This is a genomic window from Arthrobacter sp. IK3 (assembly GCF_051337705.1).
In the GTDB taxonomy this organism is placed as follows: Bacteria; Actinomycetota; Actinomycetes; order Actinomycetales; family Micrococcaceae; genus Arthrobacter_B; species Arthrobacter_B koreensis.
In genome coordinates, this window is record NZ_JBPPSW010000006.1 from 193,558 (window position 1) to 212,575 (window position 19,018).

The window sequence follows — 19,018 nt, forward strand, 5'->3', positions numbered from 1 at the left end:
CGTACTTGTGATTGGGGGGACATGCATCATGGCAAGCGACTACGACAACCAGCTCATTGAGTCTGTTGCCGTCCGCCGAAACCGGCTGCTTACAGCCCTGCTCTACGGGGGAAACCCCAACGAACGCCGCTGGGCGGACACCGTGAAGCTGTTCCTCTTCAGCGTTGCCGTGGCCGCCCTTATTGCAGCCGTCTGCGTTGGCTACTCGTTCGTCACGAACCTGCTCGAGCAGAACCGTGCCAAGCAGGAACAGCAGCAGCAAAGCACCGCAGCCGGTCCACGGCACGAGGGCGGAAGTGCAGCGGGACCAGCCGGCGCCGGTCTGGACCCCCAAGACACACGCAGTGAACACCTGAGCCACGAGACGGGAGCCTGGCAGCCATGGCGCATGCCTACACACGGGTAACGCTGGTGGGCCGGCAGCGCCATCTGGACCTGCTGCTGCCCTCGGACCAGCCGGTTGCGGCTCTTCTGCCGCAGGTACTGGATCTCCTGGGCGACGAACCTGCCGAGGACGTAGCCGCCAAGGTCCTCGTCACCCCGGACGGGTCCGAACTCACCCCCACAGATACCCTTGCCCAGGCCGAGGTGCTGGATGGCACTGCACTTGCGCTGTGCAATGCGTCCGAGGCCCCGCCAGCCCCGGTCGTCTACGACGTCACTGACCTCGTGGTCGCCGAAACCGAGGCAGTTCGCGGACGATGGACCAGGACCTGGAAAAACGCCACCGCCGGTGTGTTCGCAGCCGCCGGTCTCTGGGCCGGTGCCGAACTAATCATCGCAGCGACCGCACCGGAGGCAGCCTGGTGGCTGCTCGCCGCCCTCGCCGTGCTGGCCGCTGGCGCAGGAATCCTGGTCTGCCGACGCAGCCCCTCCTCTCCGGCGGGACCCGCCGCACTCGGAGCCGGCTGGCTGGCCGGGCTGGGATCCTCCCTCCACGCAGCGGGAGTCCTCGGCGGGACCGACGGCGACTACGCGCGCGCCGGCCTGCTTCTCGCCGGGTCCACCGCGGGAACACTCCTGGCCCTCGGCGCAGCGAACCGCCACCCCAGGGTCATGTACAGCGGCGCGCTGGTAACGGCTCTCACCGCGGCATTCTGGAGCGCCTCGGTGGTTCTCACGGGAACCGCTGTCCTGGCCGCGGCCCTCGCCGGAATCGCCAGCGTACTGCTGCTTGGCCTGCTTCCGGGCCTGGCTCTGGCCGCCTCCGGATTAGCGGCACTGGATGACCGCCGGGCCAAGGGCGGCCACGTGGGACGCCCCGACGCCCTCGAGGCCATCGCTTCGGCACACGGCGGACTGGTAGCAGGCACCGCAGCCGCCGCCGCTTCCGCTGCCCTCGCTCTGTGGATCCTTGGCACGGATACAGCCCAGCAGTCCTGGTCGCTGCCGCTGGTCGCCGTGCTGACGCTGGCGGTGTTCCTGCGTGCCCGGGCCTTCCCGCTGGCCCCGGAGCGGCTGGCACTCTACGCCGCCACCGCCGTCGGGCTGGCCGCACTCGCGGCCGGCGGCAGCCGCTGGTTCGCGGACCAGCCCTGGGTAACCGGGGTTACGGTGCTGGTGCTCGCCGCCGCAGTCTGGATCGCGTTGTCCCTGGACCTTCCGGACCATGCCCAGGCCAGGTTCCGGCTGGCCGCAAAGCGGCTGGAAACCCTCGCCATCCTCGCGTCCGTCCCGCTCGCGGCCGGAATGTTCGGTATCTTCGCGCAACTGCTGGAGAGCTTCTAGATGACACAGATAACTCCCGGTAACGGTTTTGGGGCGCCTGCAGCAGCCCAGGGCGACGGCTTCGAGTCCACGCCCCAGCGCCTCCGGCGCACGCTGCGCACCCGCCCGGCGGAAGGCCCAGCACGCCGGGTGCTGCAGCAGGCCGCGGACATGTTCCGCGGGGACGACTACGCTCAGTCCCTGGCGGAAGCCGCCGCGGGCGTGCAGCGTCCTGTGACAACCGGCAGGCGGATCGCGGTGACGGGTTTCCGCGGGGGTGCCGGACGGAGCACGGCCGCGGCCCTGCTGGCACGCACTTATGCTTCCCTCCGCGCCGACGCCGCTGCCGCAGTTGACCTGGCCGAAGCCGGAACGCTCGCACTGCGCCTCGCGGCGCCGGATGCACCTTCCCTGGACGCCGCGTCGTCCAGGCTGGCACGCACCATCCCCGGTTCGCTCGCCGAAGTGCGGAACATTGTGGCGTCTCCCGGTCCGGAGAACCTGCTGGTCACCGGGCGGCGGTCCGCGGCGGGAACCCGGAAAGCCACGCACGACGACGCCACGCACTTCTCCCGGGTACTCTCCCGGTACTGCCCGGTCACCCTCTTCGATTGCCCGGCGGGTCTCGGATCCGACGCCGTTCACTGGGCCCTGGCCGAATCCCATCTGGCCCTTTTCGTCACCCCGGCCAGCGTGGCCGGAATCGACGATGCAGTGCAGGCCGCCGAGCTTTGGCGCAGCAACCAGTCACTGGCACAGGTGCCGCTGCTGGTGCTGCTCACCCGTTCCGCCCGCAGTGCGTTCAAGCCCGCAGCCGAGGCCCGCAGGCTCGCCCGTTCCGGGATAGACACCGCAGTGCTGGACTACGACGCCCATCTGGCCGCCGGCGTGGAGATCCAGCCCCGCCTCCTGTCCCGTGCCGCCCGGCTGCAGGCCGCCGAACTGGCCGCCAGGGTACTCGCGGCTGCGTCTTCCGCGCCCGGCCGGCCCGGAAAGCCCGCCGCAGCCAGGCAAGCGGAGAACAACTCCGGGAGGAGGGCCCGGGTATGAGCGTGAAACTGCTGCACCGCCCCGCCCGCACTACCCCGCCGGCCCGCAGCATGGAAGCTTTCACTTTGGACGCGCCGCCGCAGATCGAGGGCGGAAAAGGCGGCATGAACATGATGTCGCTGGTGCCGCTGCTCGGCGCCGGCGTTTCGATGACCGTGATGATGCTCTTCCGCGGCTCCCCGCTCGCGGCAGTCGGTGCGCTCATGATGATCGTGACCATCCTCGCCTCGATCGTGATGATGGTCAGCCAGCGCGGAAAACAGGGACGCGCGCGCCGGGAACAGCGGGAAAACTACCTCGAGTACCTGGAGCGCTGCCGCACTACACTGCGGGTCCAGGAACAGGAGGCGGCCGCCGTCGCGCGCGCAGCCAATCCGCCGCCCGAGGCGCTGTTCGACATCATCCGCAATCACCGCCGGGTCTGGGAACGCCGCCGGCACAACGAAGATTTCCTCCGCACCAGGATTGGCACCGGAACCCGGAGCAACCGGGAGATCACGGTTATGGATTCGGGGTCCGCGCTGGCCCGCGACGACACCTTCATGACTGCAGAACTGCAAATCCTTAAGCGGCGCTATGAGGCGAGTCCCGACCTGCCGGTAACCGTTCCGCTGGACGGCGCCGGAACGGTGAGCGTGGTGGGCTCGCGGGAATTCGTGCTCCGGGTCTCGCGCCTGCTGGTACTCCAGTCTGCGGCATTCTCCTCACCCGAAGACCTGCACCTGGCAGTGGTCTCCCCTGAGCAGACGCGCGCGGACTGGGAATGGGCTTCCTGGCTTCCGCACCTGGCGGACCAGGACAAAACCCACCGCACCGGTCCCGTCCGCCGGATCGCGCCCAGCATGGATTCGCTGGCCGACCTGGTCCAGGACGACCTTTCCCGCCGCTCCAACCTGGCCGCCGAGGCCCGCAAGAACTTCCTGCGCGGCGGAATCGGCTCAGCCCTTCCGCGCCTGCTGGTGGTTTCGGACAGTTACGGCATGCTGCCGTCCGAACTGACGTTGCCGGACCGGCAGGCCGCTCCGGGCCAGCTGGGCATCACCACCCTCTACCTTGCCGCGGACAGAGGGCAGGAGCCGGGCGAGGTAGCTGTTCGCATTTCCGAAACCGACTCGGGGTTCCTGCTGGAGAACTACCGCGAGGATCCGGTCCAGCCGCGCCTGGACAGCGGCACGCTGGACTCCCTTCCCGTGGAGCTGGCCGAGTCACTCGCACGGAGCCTGGCTCCGCTGCGGCTCTCCCCCGATTCCCTGGAACATGAAAGCACCGGCAGCTCCGAAGGGTTCCTGGACATGCTCGGCCTTTCTCCGCGGCTGGATGAGGCAGATATCCGCAGGCTCTGGCAGCCGCGCAGCGAGGTGGACTTCCTCCGGGTACCGCTCGGGGCCGACGATCGCGGCCGTCCGGCGCTGCTTGACCTCAAGGAGTCAGCACAGTTTGGCCATGGCCCGCACGGCCTCTGCGTGGGCGCCACCGGTTCCGGCAAGTCCGAAATGCTGCGCTCCCTGGTGGTGGGCCTGCTGGCCACGCATCCGCCCGAGCTGCTGGCCATGGTCCTTGTGGACTATAAGGGCGGAGCCACCTTCGCACCGTTCGAGGAAGCCCCGCAGGTCACCGGCGTCATCACCAACCTTTCCGATGACGTCAGCCTGATCGAACGCGTCTATGCCAGCCTGTCCGGCGAAATCCAGCGCCGCCAGGAAGTGCTCAAGGACGCCGGCAACCTGGCTAACATCACGGACTACCAGCTGCACCGCAAACACCGCCAGGGCCAGGGCGAGGACCTCCCGCCGCTTCCGCATCTGGTGGTCATCATCGACGAATTCGGTGAACTGCTCACCGCACGCCCCGACTTCATTGAACTCTTCCTTTCCATTGGCCGCATCGGGCGGTCCATCGGCGTGCACCTGCTGCTCTCCAGCCAGCGGATCGAGGGCGGCAAACTGCGTGGCCTGGACACGTACCTCTCCTACCGGATCGGCCTGCGGACCCTCTCCGAATCCGAGTCCAGGACTGTCCTGGACACGCCGGACGCCTTCCACCTTCCGCCCGTGCCGGGCTTCGGCTACCTCAAGGTGGACACCACCACCTACACCCGCTTCAAGGCCGGATATGTCTCAGGCCCCCTGGAAGACGCAGCTGCCCCCGCAGAACAGGAAGCGGATGAACAGCCGCCGGTCCTCGAAGTTCCCCGCTACGCGGCTTCGCTGGAGTCTCCCGGGGACGGCGGCGCTCCCGCGCCTGCCTCGGCGTCGTCAGCCAAACGCACCACCGGGCCTACCGTGCTGTCCACGCTCATGGACACCCTGGCCCGTTTCCCCCGCGCAGTGGACCCCATCTGGCTGCCGCCGCTTCCCCGCGGCCTGGCGCTGGACACCGCTGCCGGCGGAGTGCTCACCACCAGCCAGGGGCTGCGGCTGAACGCCGGCGGTAACCTGTCCATCCCCATTGGCCTGCTGGATGACCCGGCCAAGCAGTGGCAGGGCATCTGGCACCTGGACCTGGCCGCCAACGGCGGGAACGCCGCCATAGTGGGCGGGCCCTCCACCGGCAAGAGCACCGCCCTGCGCACCATTGCGGCGTCGCTCGCCCTGACCCACACGCCGTCCGAGGCAGGGATCTATGCGGTGGACCTGCTCGGCAGCTCCCTGCTCCCGCTGGAAGGACTCCCCCACGTGGGCGGCGTAGCCGTGCGCACCAACCGGGAGGTCGTCCGCCGGACCGTGGACGAGGTACTGGGCATGCTGAACCAGCGCGAGCGGATCTTCGAGAAGTACCAGATCGATTCGCTCGGCACGCTGCGGACCCTGCATGCCCAGGGCCGGATTCCGGAACTTTCCAGCGCGGACATTGTGCTGCTGGTCGACGGTTACGGACAACTGTCAGACGAGTTCGAGGACATTGAAAAGTCCGTCCACGCCCTCATTTCCCGCGGCGGCGGCTACGGCATCCACGTGGTGGTCACCTGCTCGCGCATGAATGAAATCCGGATTGCGCAGCAGAGCTTCTTCGGCAACCGGATCGAGCTGCGGCTGGCCGATCCCGGCGAGTCCGCGCACGGCCGCAAGCTGGCCGAAGCCCTAAGCCCCGGCACGCCGGGCCGGGCACTGACGGACCGCAAACTGCAGGGCCACGTCGCCCTGCCGCGCATCGACGGAAATCCGGATGACGGGTCCGCCATCCAGGGAACGCGGGACCTGGTTGCTGCCGTTGCCGCGTCCACCGACGGCCGGGCAATGGCGGTCCGTGTGCTGCCTGCCGTGGCACCGGCGGATCCCGCGGCGGTGCCGTCCGTGCCGGGCCTGGTGCCGCTGGGACTGCGGGAAACCGATCTGGGGACCGAGAACCTGGATCTCCAGGGCCGTGAGCACCACCTGGTGGTCATGGGTGATGATGCCTCGGGCAAATCCAACGTGCTTCGGAGCGTGGTCCGAACCCTCGCTGCCCAGCACACTGCCGAGAACATCGTCTTTGCTGTCTTCGATCCCCGCCGGGCTCTCGCCGGCGAGGTGCAGGAGGACTACCTGGGCGGCTACGCGACCAGCGCGGCGATGGCCGAGAAGCTGGCGGCTGCCGTCGCGTCCGAGCTGGAGAAACGCGTGGGTGCCTCCCCCGAGGAGATCGCGGCGGCCCCCCGTGTGGTCCTGGTAATCGATGACTATGACGTGCTGACGGCCGGCGGTTCCTCACCGCTCGCGCGCCTCACGCCGTACCTTCCCCTGGCCCCGGAGATTGGGCTGCACGCAGTGCTGTCGCGCCGGGTGCGGGGCGCCAGCCGCGGCATGTATGAATCCTTCTTTACTGCCCTGCGGGACTCCGGCAGCGCGGCCCTGATCCTCTCCGGCGACCGGACCGAGGGAGGCCTGATCAACGGTGTCCGGGCCCGTACGCTGCCCCCCGGCCGTGCCCAGCTGATCCAGCCCGGGCGTCCGGTGCAAATGATCCAGCTGTTCCTCAATGATCCGGCCGGCGCCGTGGCCCCTGTGGGTGGCCAGTGAGTGCGCGGTGGGTGGTGGTCAGCACCGGAGAACCGGATCGCCGAACCGTGGTCCAGGCCCTCGCCGAGACCATGCCGGAGAAGAGCATGCGCGAAGCCGCGGCGGGGCAGGTCCTGGAAATACTCGACGGAGACAGCGTCCCCCTGGTCCTGGAGCTCCCCCGCCTCATACGGCTGCCGGGGGAAGTGCTGCGGCTGCTCTCCGGCGCGGACGTCAGCGCTCCGGCAGGGTCCGCGGTTCCGGAGTTCTTCACCGCCGAGGGCACCGGGTCCGCGGCACCGTTGTGGTGGCTCGAGGTTCATGCCACCGGAGGGGTGCCCGACGGCGGAAGGCTGGCTGACGCGCTCAGCCACACATTGGCGCGGCTAACCGGCGGCGTGGTCCTCCTGCCTGACGGGGTGCGTTCCTGATGCACGATTCTGCGTACGACTTCCTCACCGCGTCCACTGCGATGGTCTTCTGCGACCAGCCGGTGGCCGGCCTGAGTCCCTGGCTCGCCCGGGCCCACGCCGGAGCGGTGGAGTCCGGCCGCCGGTTCGTGCTGCTGACTCCCTCCGCGTCTTCCCTCACGCTTCCGCTGTCCGCCCTGTTCAACGGCGACAGCGCGTCCTGGATGGCCACCGGTTCCGACGGCGGGTTCTTCGACGCCGTGACCGGCCAGGCCCAAACCTGGGACGGCGGCACCCTGCAGCCCGCCGGCACCGTGGCGGACGATTTCCTCGCCGCGGAACGGAGCCCAGGCGCCTACTTCCATGTCCGCGCGTCCGTGGTGCACCCGGCGTCGCTCTCCACCCGGGCCGGAACGTTCACCGAGCGCGTCTTTGACGCTGTCACGGGATCTTTGCCCGTGGGCTGGGGACTGTATGAACCGGTGAGCGAAACGTGGGACGCCGCGGCCTTCTCCGACTACTGCTACGGCCGGGCTCCGCTGCCCAGCCGCCTGGTGGTCCTTGGTTCCGCCCCGGGTTCGGTATCCGGCCCGGGGGAACGCAGCGGTTCAATCGCAGTAGTCACCGTGGAGCGGACACGCTCCGGTGTGATGGAGAGCGTCGAGCTGCTGGCCGGTGCCCGGGCTCCGCTGGACGATGCCGGGCTGGATGAGTTCCTGTGGTCCATGCACACCGCCCGGGCACGCACTGCAGTGCTGGCTTACGGCCTCGGATACCGCGATCTGCTGCGGCCGGCCCGGTTTACCGGCACAGCAGTTCCCGGCGCTGCCCTCTTCGGTCCGGAGGCCCTTGCCGGACGGCAGGCAGCGTCCGCCCTGGCTTCCGCCGGCCCCCGTGCGGACCTCATTGGCGCGGCGCCGGCCCAGTCCCTGGGTGTGCGGTATTCACTGGAACAGCTGCCGGGAGAACTCCATCCGCTGGAGGCCTACGCCCGCCTGGCCGTGGAGCTGGCACCCGAGCCGCTTCTCTAGCCGGGACGTTCCATGTAGCCCCGCATCGCCGAGCGAGGAACGAGCGAGGTGTCTAAGGGGCGGTGGAACGTCCCGGCCAGGAGTCCCGTGCAGGGTCAGCCGACCGTGAAGTGGCGGTCGCCAAAATAGACCGTGCTGCCCGACGGCGCGAGCACGGGACTGTGGGGCGCCAGGGCCTCGTGCCGGCCGTCCGGAGCCACGATCGAGCTGCCGTTGGTGGAGCCCCGGTCCGTAATCCAAAGCCCGGTTGAACCGTCCGACTGCAGATGCAGGTGGGTCTTGGACACGGAGCGGCCCATGTCGGCGAAGTCGATCAGCTGGTTCACTGTCTCACCGATGGCCGCCGCGGGGTTCCGGCCCAGCAGGGCGGTGCCGGTGACCCGGACGGCGGCGCCGTCGTCGAACACCAAGCGGCATCCGGTCCCCTGCCCGCGGGAGACGATGCGGGTGAGCTCAACGTCCTCGTCATCTTCCGCGGCAGGGATGCCGGCAGCGGTCTGCGCTGCGGGTGCGGTTGCGGGTGCGGCTGTTTCAAGCGTGCTGCGGGCCCCGGGCACGCTGCTGATCGGCGCAGCGGGTGCGGCCGGCGTCGTCAAAGGCCCCGGCGTCGTCGAAGGCCCCGGCACCCACCCGGTAGCCGACGCGCCGGCAGGGACCGGCGCCGGCGCGGCTGCCCCGGCCCAGCGTCCACCGGTCAAGAGCGGGTCGCGGCCGGCCCGGATATCGACAACGAGCGTACGGGCGGCCTTGTCATGCCAGCCCCGGCGGCGGGTGGGATGATCCCACAGGTTGGAGACGGTCATGATCCAGGGGCCCACCACGGTTACGGCCGAGACGGTCAGGAGCAGGTTGCGGACCAGCACAGCGGCGAAGCCCGGAGCAAGGCCGTCTTCATTCACCGTCCTCAGTCCTAGGACCCGGTTGCCAGGAGTCTGCCCGCTGGCCGCTTCCCACCACCAGATCCAGGCCAGGTATCCGGCAGCGCCGGCGGCACACACCAGGAGCGCGGGCTGGCCCGGAACGAGCACTGCGACCAGCGCAAGAACAACCAGGGGCACGCTGTCCACCGCGCGGGCTGCCAGCCTCTGGCCTGCCGTCGCGTTCACAAGATTCGGGTTGGTCACCTTTGCCTCTTCGTTCCTAGCGTTATTTCTTTCCGCGTGCCCGGGGTGGGAACAGCTTCCGTCCTAAGCCTCCGGCTCAGCGGAGACCTGGTCCAGCAGGACGAGGTCCGCCGACGTCACCAGCTGCGACGTCACGGCGTGCTCCACCAGGCGTGCCCTGCGGTTCACCGCCAGTTTTCCAGGCCCGCCGCGTAGCCCGGCGACTCCCACCCGGTCCAGCTTGTCGCACACATTGTCCAGCTTGCGGTTGAACCGGGTCTGGGACCACCCCAGCCGTGCCGCTGCGTCCGCCGATGTTGGCAGTGCGCTGTAGCCGGTGCCGTCGCGGCGCAGCATTGGTTCGGCAAGCGCCACGATCACGGCGCGCTGCGACTCGGTGAACATTACCGGGCCGATCGTGGTCTCCCCCGATCCGGATCCGTCCAGCGGGTCCGGCCGGAATGACGGTGTCTTGAGGTGGACATCGAACTCATAGGTGGTGGGACCGGCAGTGAAGATCACCCGGGTCTGCTCGAACACCAGCGGTATCCGGGCACCCGGCGAAACCCAGGCCTGCATGCCGCCCTTTGAGTCGGAGATCGTCGCTGAGATCCGGCTTCCGATGTTGGTCAGCCACCAGATGCCGTGTTCCTGCGAAATGGTGAGGAACTGCCGGTGCAGGTACGGGTTGTCATCGATGGCGAGGTCCCCCTCGCGTCCGATCCGGAACACAGCCCCGTCACCGGGCTCGTGCCACTCCCCGCTAAAATCGATCGCCAGATCCCCCAAGATCCCTCTCCTTCGTAGCGGCCCCGGCGCATTTCCTGCAGCGGAAGCCTTGCCTGGGCAGCACGGTGTTGGCGCTCCCCAACGGCTTATTATGTCCTATCCGCGGCCCATCCCCGTGCCGGTGCTCCCGGCGCGCGGCGCGTGTGCTAACCGGTGCACACCGCCGCGGGCTCCGAGGCCCGTCCGTTGGCCCGGGCCACCTGGACCTCAATGCAGGTTTGCGCCCCCGTCGCCGGTATCACGGCCTCAGCTTCCGACGTGCGGACCAGCTCACCCTTGCTCGTGGCGGTGACGCTCCGCCAAAGGTAGATGTCCCCTTCCTGGGGGGCCGGATTATCCCAGCGGAACACCGCGTTATCCGCTTCCCTTACACCGGTGAGGTCCGACGGCGGCGCCACCGAACCTTCCAGCCCGCCCAGTGCGTTCGACGGCGGCTGGGACGGCTGCGCAGCATCCGGGCGTTGGTCCGGGTCCGGAGCCAGGACCACCGCAGCCGCTACGGCAGCCACCAGCGCCGCTCCGGCAAGTCCGGCGATGAGGCGTCCCCGCGGAGCTCGTTTTCCGGCAACCGGCATGCCCGGATCAGGATCCGGCGGGACTTGCCGGCCGGCTGCTGCGCGGGACGGTGTGCCGTTCGGATCCGGGTGCGTCTGGGGTCCCCCGGGCACCCCCGCCCCGGACGGGGCTGCCGCCTGCGTTCCGGCAGCGTCCACGCCGGCGTTATCCGGCTGGGCGCCGGCAGAAAGTACGGCCGGGGCACGGAGGACGGTTCCGTCGGCGGTGTCTTCGTACGTTTCCGGAGCCAGGCCCGTGCCGCCCCGCAGTGTCGGAGGAAAGGTGGTTGCCGCCGGATCGATCGAGACGACCCTGCGCACCCGGGTGCGTTCGCCGTCGTCCTGTGCAGGTTCCTGGCGGCCGGCTTCGTCCAGCACCGCGAACTCCGTGACGGACAGGTTCAGTTCCGCCTGGATCCGCTGCAGCGCCAGGGCGAAGGCATAGGCGGATGAGTACCGGGATTCGGGGCTCTTCGCCATGGCTGTGGCGAGCGCCAGTTCCAGGGATTCTGGCACGTCGCTGCGCCCGGTGGGGGTCAGCTGCTCGGAAACGATCCGGTCCACCAAATCCCGCGGTGCGTTGCTCCGCCCGGGGCGGAGGTACGGTGACCTGCCGGCAAGCAACGTGTACAGCGTGGCCCCCAGGGAATACACGTCCGCCCGAATGCCGTCCACGCGGGCGCCGGACAGGGCTTCCGGAGGCGACCAGGGAATGGACATCCCCACATCATCGTCCTCGTCGCCGTCCATCGTCCCGGATATTCCGAAGTCCGTCAGCGCGGGCCGGTTGTAGTCCGTGGTGAGGATGTTCGCCGGCTTGATGTCACGGTGGGCGATTCCTGCCCGGTGCGCGGTCTCCACGGCCGATGCCACCTGCACACCGACGGCCAGTACCTCGGCCAGCGGGAGCCCGCCCTGCCGGTACCTGGCATCGAGGCTTGGCCGGGAACAGTATTCCATGGCCAGGTAGGAACGGCCTTCGGCGGTCGTGTCCGCCTCGTAGATCGTGACGATGTACGGATGGGAGGAAAGCTGCGCCATGAGGTTCGCTTCAGCCTCGAACCCGGCCCGTGCTGAGTCGCTCCGCAGATCGGACAGCAGGACCTTGACGGCCACTCGGCGGCGCGGGCGGTCCTGTTCGTACAGATAGACGTCGGCGAAGCCACCCGATCCCAGGTGCTCCAGGAAACGGAAACCGGGGATGGCGGGCGGCGGCGCGGGCGGCCGCTTCTTCATGCGAGCCCTTCGAAGCGGAGCGTGACCCCGTCACCCAGTTCGGCGACGTCTCCGTCCAGCAGGATCGCCGTCTCGCCCTGTGCCAGGCGCCGCGGCAGCGCACCGTCCCGGATGAGTACCGTCCCGTTGGTCGAGAACAGGTCCCGGAGCATCACGTGCCAGCCTTCCAGCCGGACCTCGGCGTGGGAGCGGGAAATGTCTCCGCTGTCGCTGGGCACCTGGACCATCCTTGGCAGCTGTGCTCCGGCCACGCGCGACGCCGACGGCTGGCGTCCGATGATGATGTTCCGGTCCAACTCATACACGGCACCGGTGGACAGACGCATGAGCCCCAGGCTGGGCCGGGGAACGGGCTGCGGATCCCCGGACAGTTCCGCTCCGCAGAAACGGCAGGCGGCAGCGGTTGGAGGATTCACGTGGCCCCGGCTGCAGGTACGGGCCAGCACAGTGGGCCCGGTGTCCGTGACGGGTGCAGTCCCCGCTGACGGGGTGGATGGGCGCGGCCCAGCCGGGGCAGAACGGATCGTCTCGCCGTCGTCCTCGTCTCCCACAGGCGAATCCGCGGCTTCACCCGTTCCGGCGTCCGGGGCAGGCGTGGCGGGCAGCGGGGTACCGGGTACCGCCGTGCCGGGCTGGGGCCTGAACCCCATGACCGTGTTGCCGTCATGGTCCATGGGCGGGAGGGTCTCGGTGGGTTCGCCGCCATCCGGAGCGGATTCGGTTTCCCGGGTGAGCGCGGAGTCGTCCGGGGACAGCGGGGGCGGCGTGAGGTTCAGCCAGGGAACAGCGGCACTGAGGTCAGGCCCTGCTGCAGGTGCCGGCTCAACCGGTTCGGGTTCGACCGGGGCCGGGGCCGGGGCCGGCACGGCTGTATCGGGCGTGGCCGGTGGGGCCGTATCCGGTATGGACGGTTCACGTTCGGCCGGTCCCGCGCCGGCCGGTAGGGCCGATTCAGTAGGGGCAGGCGCCGTCTCGGAGGAAGCGGGCGGCGGTTCCGCCGGGACGGGCGGAATATCGATGGAAGCCGCTTCTGCGGGGACCGCAGCGGCAGGCCCGGAGGATGCGGGGGCCGGGGCAGCCGCCAGGTCGATTTCGATGCCCTGCACGGGCGCCATGCCCTCGCGCAGCAGCAGAAGCGGTGACGACGGCTGCTCCTCCCGGCTGCCGGCCGGGCGCAGCACCAGCCTGCCGGAAGCGGGGAAGACCTGCTCGCTCCAGGTACGGAGGTTGCTGCCGGAGGCAGCCGCAGCCCCGTCAACATCCAGTTCCAGCGGGCCACGCAGCAGGACAGTCACCTGGCTGTCCACCGAGACCAGCCCGAAAGAGGGAAGCCTGCTCAGCGAGCCGGCGAGTCCGCCCGTGACGGCGTCGAAGAGGTCCTCCAGCGGCGCGCTGCCCTGCAGCGACGCCCAGACTCCATCCAGCCGCTCCTGGCTGGTCTCCGCCGGCAGCAGCACCACACGGGTGCCGCGCACCAGCACCAGCCAGGCCGCGCCGGGGTGCTGCCGATACCGCAGTCCGTCCATCAGCTAATCACTGTCCGTTTTCTGCCGGCTCCGCCGCGGGGGATGCCGGTGTGCTGTCCGCCGGGTTCGGTGCTGCGAGTCCTGGGAGCGTGATCGCGCCTGAATCGGGGTTTGACGTTCCGGAGTGCGCATCGATGACCAGCACGGTGATGTTGTCCCGGCCGCCGGCGCGCAGGGCTGCCTGCACCAGCGCCGCGCAGGCGTCCTGGGGGTTGCTGACGGAGGAAAGGACCTGGAAGATATGCCCGTCGCTGACTTCACCGGTGAGACCGTCGGAGCAGACCATCAGCCGGTCCCCCGGCTCAACGGGAATTAGCCAGAAATCGGCGTTGGTGTCATTGCCCGTGCCCAGGGCACGGGTGACGACGTGCCGGCGTGGATGAACCAGCGCCTCGTCCGGGGTGATCTGGCCAAGGTCAACCAGTTCCTGCACTTCACTGTGGTCCACGGTGATCTGTTCCAGCGCGCCGTTGGACAGCCGGTAGGTACGGGAGTCACCGACGTTGAAGACAAGCCAGTACGGACGGGATTCTTCCTGGACCAGCACTGCACCGGTGAGGGTGGTTCCGGCACGGCCTCCGGTGGCTTCGCGGATCTGGCGGTCTGCCTTGGCCAGCAGTTCCTCGATCTCCGCAGCCGGGACCTCGGGAAGGTGTTCGCCCACCAGCCGCGAATCCCCCAGGGTGCGGACGCAGATGCTGCTGGCAATCTCGCCGGCTTCGTGTCCGCCCATGCCGTCTGCCACGGCAAACACCGGGTCTGCCGCGATCAGCGAGTCTTCGTTCAGCTCCCGCCGCAGTCCGCGGTCTGAGGCGTACCCAAAGACTGCTTCTAGTTCCAGGGGCTCAGATGTCTTTTCGTCGGAGTTCATTCATGCCCTATCCGGAAGCTGCTCACTGTAGTGATCTGTCTTACCTGTTCTCTCCATTACCCTAACGGACCCCGGGGATCTTGAGCAGCGCCGGTGCGGCGGGTCACCTTCGACGCTCCTCCACGCAGCCGCCCAAACAGTCCCGCGAACCATCCGCGGCGCGCGCCATGAGGCCGTGGCCGCGACGCCAGCCTGGATTCAAGGCGGAGGGAACGCAGCGAATAGCGGGCGCGCTGGCGCTGCCAGAAGCCTGCGGTTCCGGTCAGGGATACACGGACCTTTTCCACGTCCTCCCAATAGGCGCCCACCTCTTCCTCGGTGGGATCGCCGGGGCCGAAGACGCCGGCGTCGGCACGCCGCGCCAGTGCGGCAGTGGCTTCCGCCCCGAGCGGGAAGGCCCGGCCCAGGGCAGCGGCGTCCTGCCGGCGTGTTCGCCGGCCGCTGACCATAACGCCCAGGTCCGCTGCGGCACCCAGCACTTCCCGCCAGCCTCCGGCGACCCGCTGGGCGGTGCCTCCCGAAGTGCGGCGCTTGATGCGCAGCCTGCGCTTGATCGCCAGGATCAGCAGCAGCGGGCCGAACAGGAGAACCAGGGGCAGGGATGCCAGTCCCAGCATGCGCAGGATCCCGGAAACGCTCTTCCAGAGATCCTCGTCCTTCTCATCGGCGTCCTGCGGGTCCGCTGCCGTGTCCGGCGGCAGTTCAGCGGGTTCCTGCGGCGGGGGCGGCGGCTGGAGAACCTGCGGCTTGGGCGTGGACTTGGGCTGCTGCTGCGGCGGGACGGGTTCATTGTCCTCATCCGGGGTGGGGAAGAACGGCACCCAGCCCACCCGTTCGAACTCGACTTCCACCCAGGCATGTACGTCATCGCCGGTGATCTCAACCTTCTCCGGCATGCCCTCGAGCTCCTCCCAGTCAGGATAGAAACCCATCACTACGCGCGCCGGAATTCCCAGCTTCCGCGCCATCAGCGCCATGGCCACCGCGTACTGCTCGTCGTCCCCGACCATCTGCTCGGCGTCGAGCAGGCTGACCATCCGGGCGGCACCGTGACCCGGCAGTGAAGGAGTCTGTCCGTCCTTGCCGTTGCTGAAGTATCCCTCGGTGGCGAGGATCTGCTGCAGCTGCCTGACCCGCTGGATGGGGGTGGTTTCCTCTCCCGCGAACTCCGCTGCCTTGGCCCCGATAATGGGCGGGTCCTGCTGCAGCCGCGGCATCGCGGTCTGGGCGAAACCGTACTGGGCCAGCTGGGCGTCGTCGTATTCCTCCGGGAACACCACCGCCGTCTCGTAGCTGTCGCCGGACTGGACGCCGGCCGTGGCGAGCATCGTGCCGGTCCCGGCATCGTGATACAGCCCGGCAGCGATGTCCCGTGCACGGTCACCGCCGGGGCGGAGGGCACGGACGTCCCCCCCGGAGGGCAGCCAGGCACCGTTGTAGTCACGGATTTCGAATTGCAGGGTTGCCGCTTCGCCGTCTGCGGAGCCGCCGCCAAGCGTGCCTGCGTCTCCTACCCGGGCGAAACCGCCTGCAGCCTGTCCGCTGACGTTGTACACCACGCCGTCGTAGGCATCCATCGCCGCGAGACGGACCCGCTGGCCTTCCGGCAGGCCCTGGACGGTGAACAGCGTGGTTTCCGCGTTGTCCTTCACATAGCGCCGGAAGTCAGTCAGGGGGCTCGGGAAGTTGAACAGGTCTACGGGCGGTTCCACCGTGTCGCGGAGGACTTTACGGTCCAGGTCCGTCCCGAGCAGCGGTGCCGCCGCCAGCGACAGCGCGGCCGCTGCGGCTAGGACTGCCGCCCCGTATACCCTGCGGCGCAGCCGGGCAGCACGTGCCGGCGCCGAACCCAGGGCAGCCTGCGGTGCTGCGGAAGCGGACTGCGCGCGGGCGCGGCGGTAGGACAGGAAAACCAGCAGCCCGGCAGCCAGCAGGAGTGCCCGCAGGCCCGGCAGCGGAACATCCTTGGTGCCAAAGGCAATGCCGGCGGCGAAGAGGGCCAGGATGGGAAGGGCAGGCCAGTACGCGCCGCGGACTCGCCACGCGAGCAGCCCGGCGGCAAGTGCGGCCAGGAGGCTGAGCAGGAACGGGACCACCAGCATGCCGCCTGCCGTCCCTACCGGCGGGGCAACGGTCAGCAGGTCCTTCCAGGCGAAGACCAGGCCGAGCACCAGCACCCGCAGCGATCCGGGGGTTGGCAGCACTCCCGCGGCTGCTTCGACCGGTGCCGCCAGGGCGGACCCAAAGACGAGGTAGGTTCCACCGGCAGCTCCGGCAATCGCCCAACCGCCCCACCGGCGGGCAACAGCAGCTGCAGCCAGGCCAAGCCCGAGTACTACTCCGCCCAGTCCGGCAACCAGGTAGCGTGCGTCCCCGCCGAAGCTCGGGCCGAAGCCCAGCACGCCGGCGGTCAGCAGCAGCGCCAGTGCAGCCGCTTCGAGGCTCCGCCGCGTTGCCTCGGGGGTGAGCAGTTCCGTGCCGGCCGGCCTGACGGGGCGCGGCCGGTTGCGTTCGCGGGGCCGCAGGGGTGTCTCGGTGCTCACGCCGTGCCCTTCCGAATCAGCGCTGGAAGATCATCCAGGTTGCCGCACGCCAGCACCGTGAGGTCGGCGATGTCCCGGCGACCCGGCGCTCCGCCCTCGGCACACCGGACCACAAGGGTACGGATACCCGGAGGAATCGCAGTCGACGCGGACCGCAGTTCTGCGGCGCCCGGAACTGAACCGGTCACCAGGATGACCACTGAGGCGTTGGGCACGGCGTCGGCAGTGAGGCCGGCCAGTTCCCGGGTTCCCTCCCGGCGGTCCGTGCTTTCAAGACGGGTCAGGCCGTCCAGGAGGATTGTTCCGCTGCCGCTGCGCATCAACCCGTCCTGGGTGAGCACGCTCAGGTCACGCTGCTCGCGCAGTGCCTGCAGGCCCAGGGATCCCGCCACTGACACCGCCAGCTCGAATTCGTCCTCGCTGCCGTAGTCCGCGCGGCGTCCGGAGAGCGCTACCGCCAGGTGGGAACGCCGGGTCTCCTCGAACTGGCGGACCATCAGCGTGCCGGTCCGTGCCGTGGTCTTCCAGTGGATGTGCCGGCGGTCGTCTCCCGGTACGTATTCCCGCAGCGCGTGGAAGGACACGTCGGCGGTGCTGAGGATCCGCGTTGGCAGTCCCTCCAGGTCCTTGATGAATCCCGTGGCCGAGCCCTGCAGGTTCACGGTCCGCGGATGGACAAACAGGTCCACCGGGTCCGTCCAGCGCAGCCGGCGGCCCAGCAGGCCGAACGGGTCCCGGCGAACCGATTCCACCGGCCCCACCACAATCACTGCCCGCTTCTGCGTGGGGATCCGGAACAGTTCCTCGTGTTCGGTTCCCGGTGCCATGCGCGGCAGTTCGAAGACGGCGGTCGCTGCCCCCACGGGCAGTTCCAGCAGTGCAGGCAGCAGCAGACGCGCCCCGGGGTTGCCAACGGTCAGGGAGCCGACGGCGTCATCCCCCACGGCTACCCGGGTGCGGGTGAGGTCCAGGCGCACCGAATAGGCCTGCCGTCCCAGGACGAAGGCGAGCCCTGCGGCGAGCACCAGCGACAGCGCCAGGGCAGCGATCAGCGCCTCGCGCCAGCCCAGCAGTCCGCCGGCCAGCCAGCACGCCGCGGCGAGGGCGGCAACGGTCCACCCCAGTGCCGTGACGCTGGCGAAGACAGCCTTCGGCGCGCGGAGGACGGATGCGGGAATCCGGGGGAAACTGGGCACTCGGGTGGTCCTAGGCGTTGACGCGCTGCTGCGGCGCGGCAGTGGATGCAAGGACCTGGTCCAGCACGGCGGAAGCCGTGGCGCCGGCGAACTCGGCTTCGGGATCCATGACCAGGCGGTGGGTAAAGACGCTGGGTGCGAGCGTCAGCACGTCGTCGGGCAGTACGTAGTTCCGGCCTTCGGCCGCAGCCCATACCTTCGCGGCCCGGACCATTGCCAGGGCGCCGCGGACGCTGACGCCGAGGCGGGTTTCGGGAGCCTCGCGGGTGGCCGCCGCCAGATGGGCGATGTATTCGAGCACGGAGGTATCGGTATGCACGGACGCGGCAAGGTCAGCCATGTCCCGCACTGCGGCGGAGGTGATGACGGCGGTCAACGCGGCAGACCGGTCGCGTGTGGCGGACCCGGCCAGCAGCTCAACCGTGGCCGCATGATCCGGATATCCCATGGACGTCTTGATCAGGAACCGGTCCAGCTGCGCCTCCGGCAGGCGATAGGTGCCGGCCTGCTCGATCGGGTTCTGCGTCGCGATCACCATGAAGGGGCGCTCCTGCGTGTAGGTGGTGCCGTCCACGGTGACCCGTGACTCTTCCATGACCTCCAGCAGTGCCGACTGGGTCTTGGGCGAGGCACGGTTGATTTCGTCCGCCAGGACCACGTTCGCGAAGATCGGACCGCGGTGGAACTCGAAGGCCTGGGTCTTCTGGTCGTAGATCGTGATGCCGGTGACATCGGACGGCAGCAGGTCCGGAGTGAACTGGATGCGGGACGTGGTTCCCTGCACGGTGGCAGCCAGCGCGCGGGCGAGCATGGTCTTGCCTGTGCCGGGGGCGTCTTCGAGCAGCACGTGTCCTTCAGCCAGCATGGAGGTGAGGATCAGCCGCACGGCCTGCGGCTTGCCCAGCACTGCCTGGCCAACGTTGGTGACCAGTTTGGCGAAGGTTTCGGCGAACCAGGCGGCCTGCTCTTCGGTCATGGACATGGTGGTGTTCCCCTAGGTGGTGCGGATTGGGTGTTCGTAAGCG

General features: G+C 69.1%; 14 protein-coding genes. 6 read left to right on the forward strand and 8 right to left on the reverse strand.

The genetic code is table 11. The features are described 5' to 3' along the window. The first annotated feature begins 28 nt into the window (after positions 1-28). Genes ACSLGO_RS10085 through ACSLGO_RS10110 form a run of 6 tightly spaced genes read left to right on the forward strand, consistent with a single transcriptional unit; the run spans position 29 to position 8,175 of the window. Entirely contained in the window at positions 29-406 is a 378-nt protein-coding gene (locus ACSLGO_RS10085; RefSeq protein WP_193313286.1) for a hypothetical protein, read from the forward strand. Continuing rightward, positions 382-1,728 carry a type VII secretion integral membrane protein EccD gene (gene eccD / locus ACSLGO_RS10090; protein ID WP_436401030.1) on the forward strand — a complete coding sequence of 449 codons (1,347 nt, stop codon included), beginning with the start codon at positions 382-384 and terminating at the stop codon, positions 1,726-1,728. Before ACSLGO_RS10085 ends, eccD begins: the two co-directional genes overlap by 25 nt. Then, positions 1,729-2,757 carry a MinD/ParA family ATP-binding protein gene (locus ACSLGO_RS10095; RefSeq protein WP_325786608.1) on the forward strand — a complete coding sequence of 343 codons (1,029 nt, stop codon included), beginning with the start codon at positions 1,729-1,731 and terminating at the stop codon, positions 2,755-2,757. It begins immediately after the preceding gene. Continuing rightward, the gene (gene eccCa / locus ACSLGO_RS10100) at positions 2,754-6,755 is read left to right on the forward strand and encodes a type VII secretion protein EccCa (protein ID WP_436401031.1); all 4,002 of its coding nucleotides are present in this window, start codon (positions 2,754-2,756) and stop codon (positions 6,753-6,755) included. Before ACSLGO_RS10095 ends, eccCa begins: the two co-directional genes overlap by 4 nt. Further along, the gene (locus ACSLGO_RS10105; RefSeq protein WP_386886350.1) at positions 6,752-7,165 is read left to right on the forward strand and encodes a hypothetical protein; all 414 of its coding nucleotides are present in this window, start codon (positions 6,752-6,754) and stop codon (positions 7,163-7,165) included. The genes eccCa and ACSLGO_RS10105 overlap by 4 nt, the downstream gene beginning before the upstream one ends. Further along, positions 7,165-8,175, forward strand: a complete 1,011-nt coding sequence (locus tag ACSLGO_RS10110) for a DUF6177 family protein (protein WP_436401032.1) — start codon at positions 7,165-7,167, stop codon at positions 8,173-8,175. Before ACSLGO_RS10105 ends, ACSLGO_RS10110 begins: the two co-directional genes overlap by 1 nt. Before the next feature lie 95 nt (positions 8,176-8,270). Here ACSLGO_RS10110 and ACSLGO_RS10115 read toward each other — a convergent pair whose 3' ends face one another. The 8 genes from ACSLGO_RS10115 to ACSLGO_RS10150 all read right to left on the reverse strand — a co-directional run bounded on the left by ACSLGO_RS10115 (position 8,271) and on the right by ACSLGO_RS10150 (position 18,975). Next, positions 8,271-9,299 (reverse strand): RDD family protein, encoded by a 1,029-nt coding sequence (locus tag ACSLGO_RS10115; protein ID WP_436401033.1) that lies wholly within the window; start codon positions 9,297-9,299, stop codon positions 8,271-8,273. A 63-nt stretch (positions 9,300-9,362) separates the two neighbouring features. Next, positions 9,363-10,067, reverse strand: a complete 705-nt coding sequence (locus ACSLGO_RS10120; protein WP_263128646.1) for a hypothetical protein — start codon at positions 10,065-10,067, stop codon at positions 9,363-9,365. Between the two features lie 146 nt (positions 10,068-10,213). After that, entirely contained in the window at positions 10,214-11,857 is a 1,644-nt protein-coding gene (locus ACSLGO_RS10125; RefSeq protein ID WP_436401034.1) for a protein kinase domain-containing protein, read from the reverse strand. After that, a complete protein-coding gene (locus ACSLGO_RS10130) occupies positions 11,854-13,383 on the reverse strand; it encodes an FHA domain-containing protein (protein ID WP_436401035.1) in 1,530 nt (509 codons plus the stop codon). The genes ACSLGO_RS10125 and ACSLGO_RS10130 overlap by 4 nt, the downstream gene beginning before the upstream one ends. 7 nt (positions 13,384-13,390) lie before the next feature. After that, positions 13,391-14,254, reverse strand: coding sequence for a PP2C family protein-serine/threonine phosphatase (locus ACSLGO_RS10135; RefSeq protein ID WP_152275181.1), 864 nt, complete (start codon positions 14,252-14,254; stop codon positions 13,391-13,393). A gap of 56 nt (positions 14,255-14,310) precedes the next feature. Further along, a complete protein-coding gene (locus tag ACSLGO_RS10140) occupies positions 14,311-16,797 on the reverse strand; it encodes a transglutaminase-like domain-containing protein (protein ID WP_436401036.1) in 2,487 nt (828 codons plus the stop codon). After that, the gene (locus ACSLGO_RS10145) at positions 16,794-17,993 is read right to left on the reverse strand and encodes a DUF58 domain-containing protein (protein WP_436401037.1); all 1,200 of its coding nucleotides are present in this window, start codon (positions 17,991-17,993) and stop codon (positions 16,794-16,796) included. The genes ACSLGO_RS10140 and ACSLGO_RS10145 overlap by 4 nt, the downstream gene beginning before the upstream one ends. A gap of 10 nt (positions 17,994-18,003) precedes the next feature. Continuing rightward, a complete protein-coding gene (locus tag ACSLGO_RS10150; protein WP_091606475.1) occupies positions 18,004-18,975 on the reverse strand; it encodes an AAA family ATPase in 972 nt (323 codons plus the stop codon). Positions 18,976-19,018: the final 43 nt, after the last annotated feature.

What these genes read in the sequence shown, in the direction of transcription:
- ACSLGO_RS10085 (WP_193313286.1), top strand. Translation starts at nt 29, where the DNA reads ATGGCAAGCGACTACGACAACCAGCTCATTGAGTCTGTTGCCGTCCGC.
- eccD (WP_436401030.1), top strand. Translation starts at nt 382, where the DNA reads ATGGCGCATGCCTACACACGGGTAACGCTGGTGGGCCGGCAGCGCCAT.
- ACSLGO_RS10095 (WP_325786608.1), top strand. Translation starts at nt 1,729, where the DNA reads ATGACACAGATAACTCCCGGTAACGGTTTTGGGGCGCCTGCAGCAGCC.
- eccCa (WP_436401031.1), top strand. Translation starts at nt 2,754, where the DNA reads ATGAGCGTGAAACTGCTGCACCGCCCCGCCCGCACTACCCCGCCGGCC.
- ACSLGO_RS10110 (WP_436401032.1), top strand. Translation starts at nt 7,165, where the DNA reads ATGCACGATTCTGCGTACGACTTCCTCACCGCGTCCACTGCGATGGTC.
- ACSLGO_RS10125 (WP_436401034.1), bottom strand. Translation starts at nt 11,857, where the DNA reads ATGAAGAAGCGGCCGCCCGCGCCGCCGCCCGCCATCCCCGGTTTCCGT.
- ACSLGO_RS10130 (WP_436401035.1), bottom strand. Translation starts at nt 13,383, where the DNA reads ATGGACGGACTGCGGTATCGGCAGCACCCCGGCGCGGCCTGGCTGGTG.
- ACSLGO_RS10135 (WP_152275181.1), bottom strand. Translation starts at nt 14,254, where the DNA reads ATGAACTCCGACGAAAAGACATCTGAGCCCCTGGAACTAGAAGCAGTC.
- ACSLGO_RS10150 (WP_091606475.1), bottom strand. Translation starts at nt 18,975, where the DNA reads ATGTCCATGACCGAAGAGCAGGCCGCCTGGTTCGCCGAAACCTTCGCC.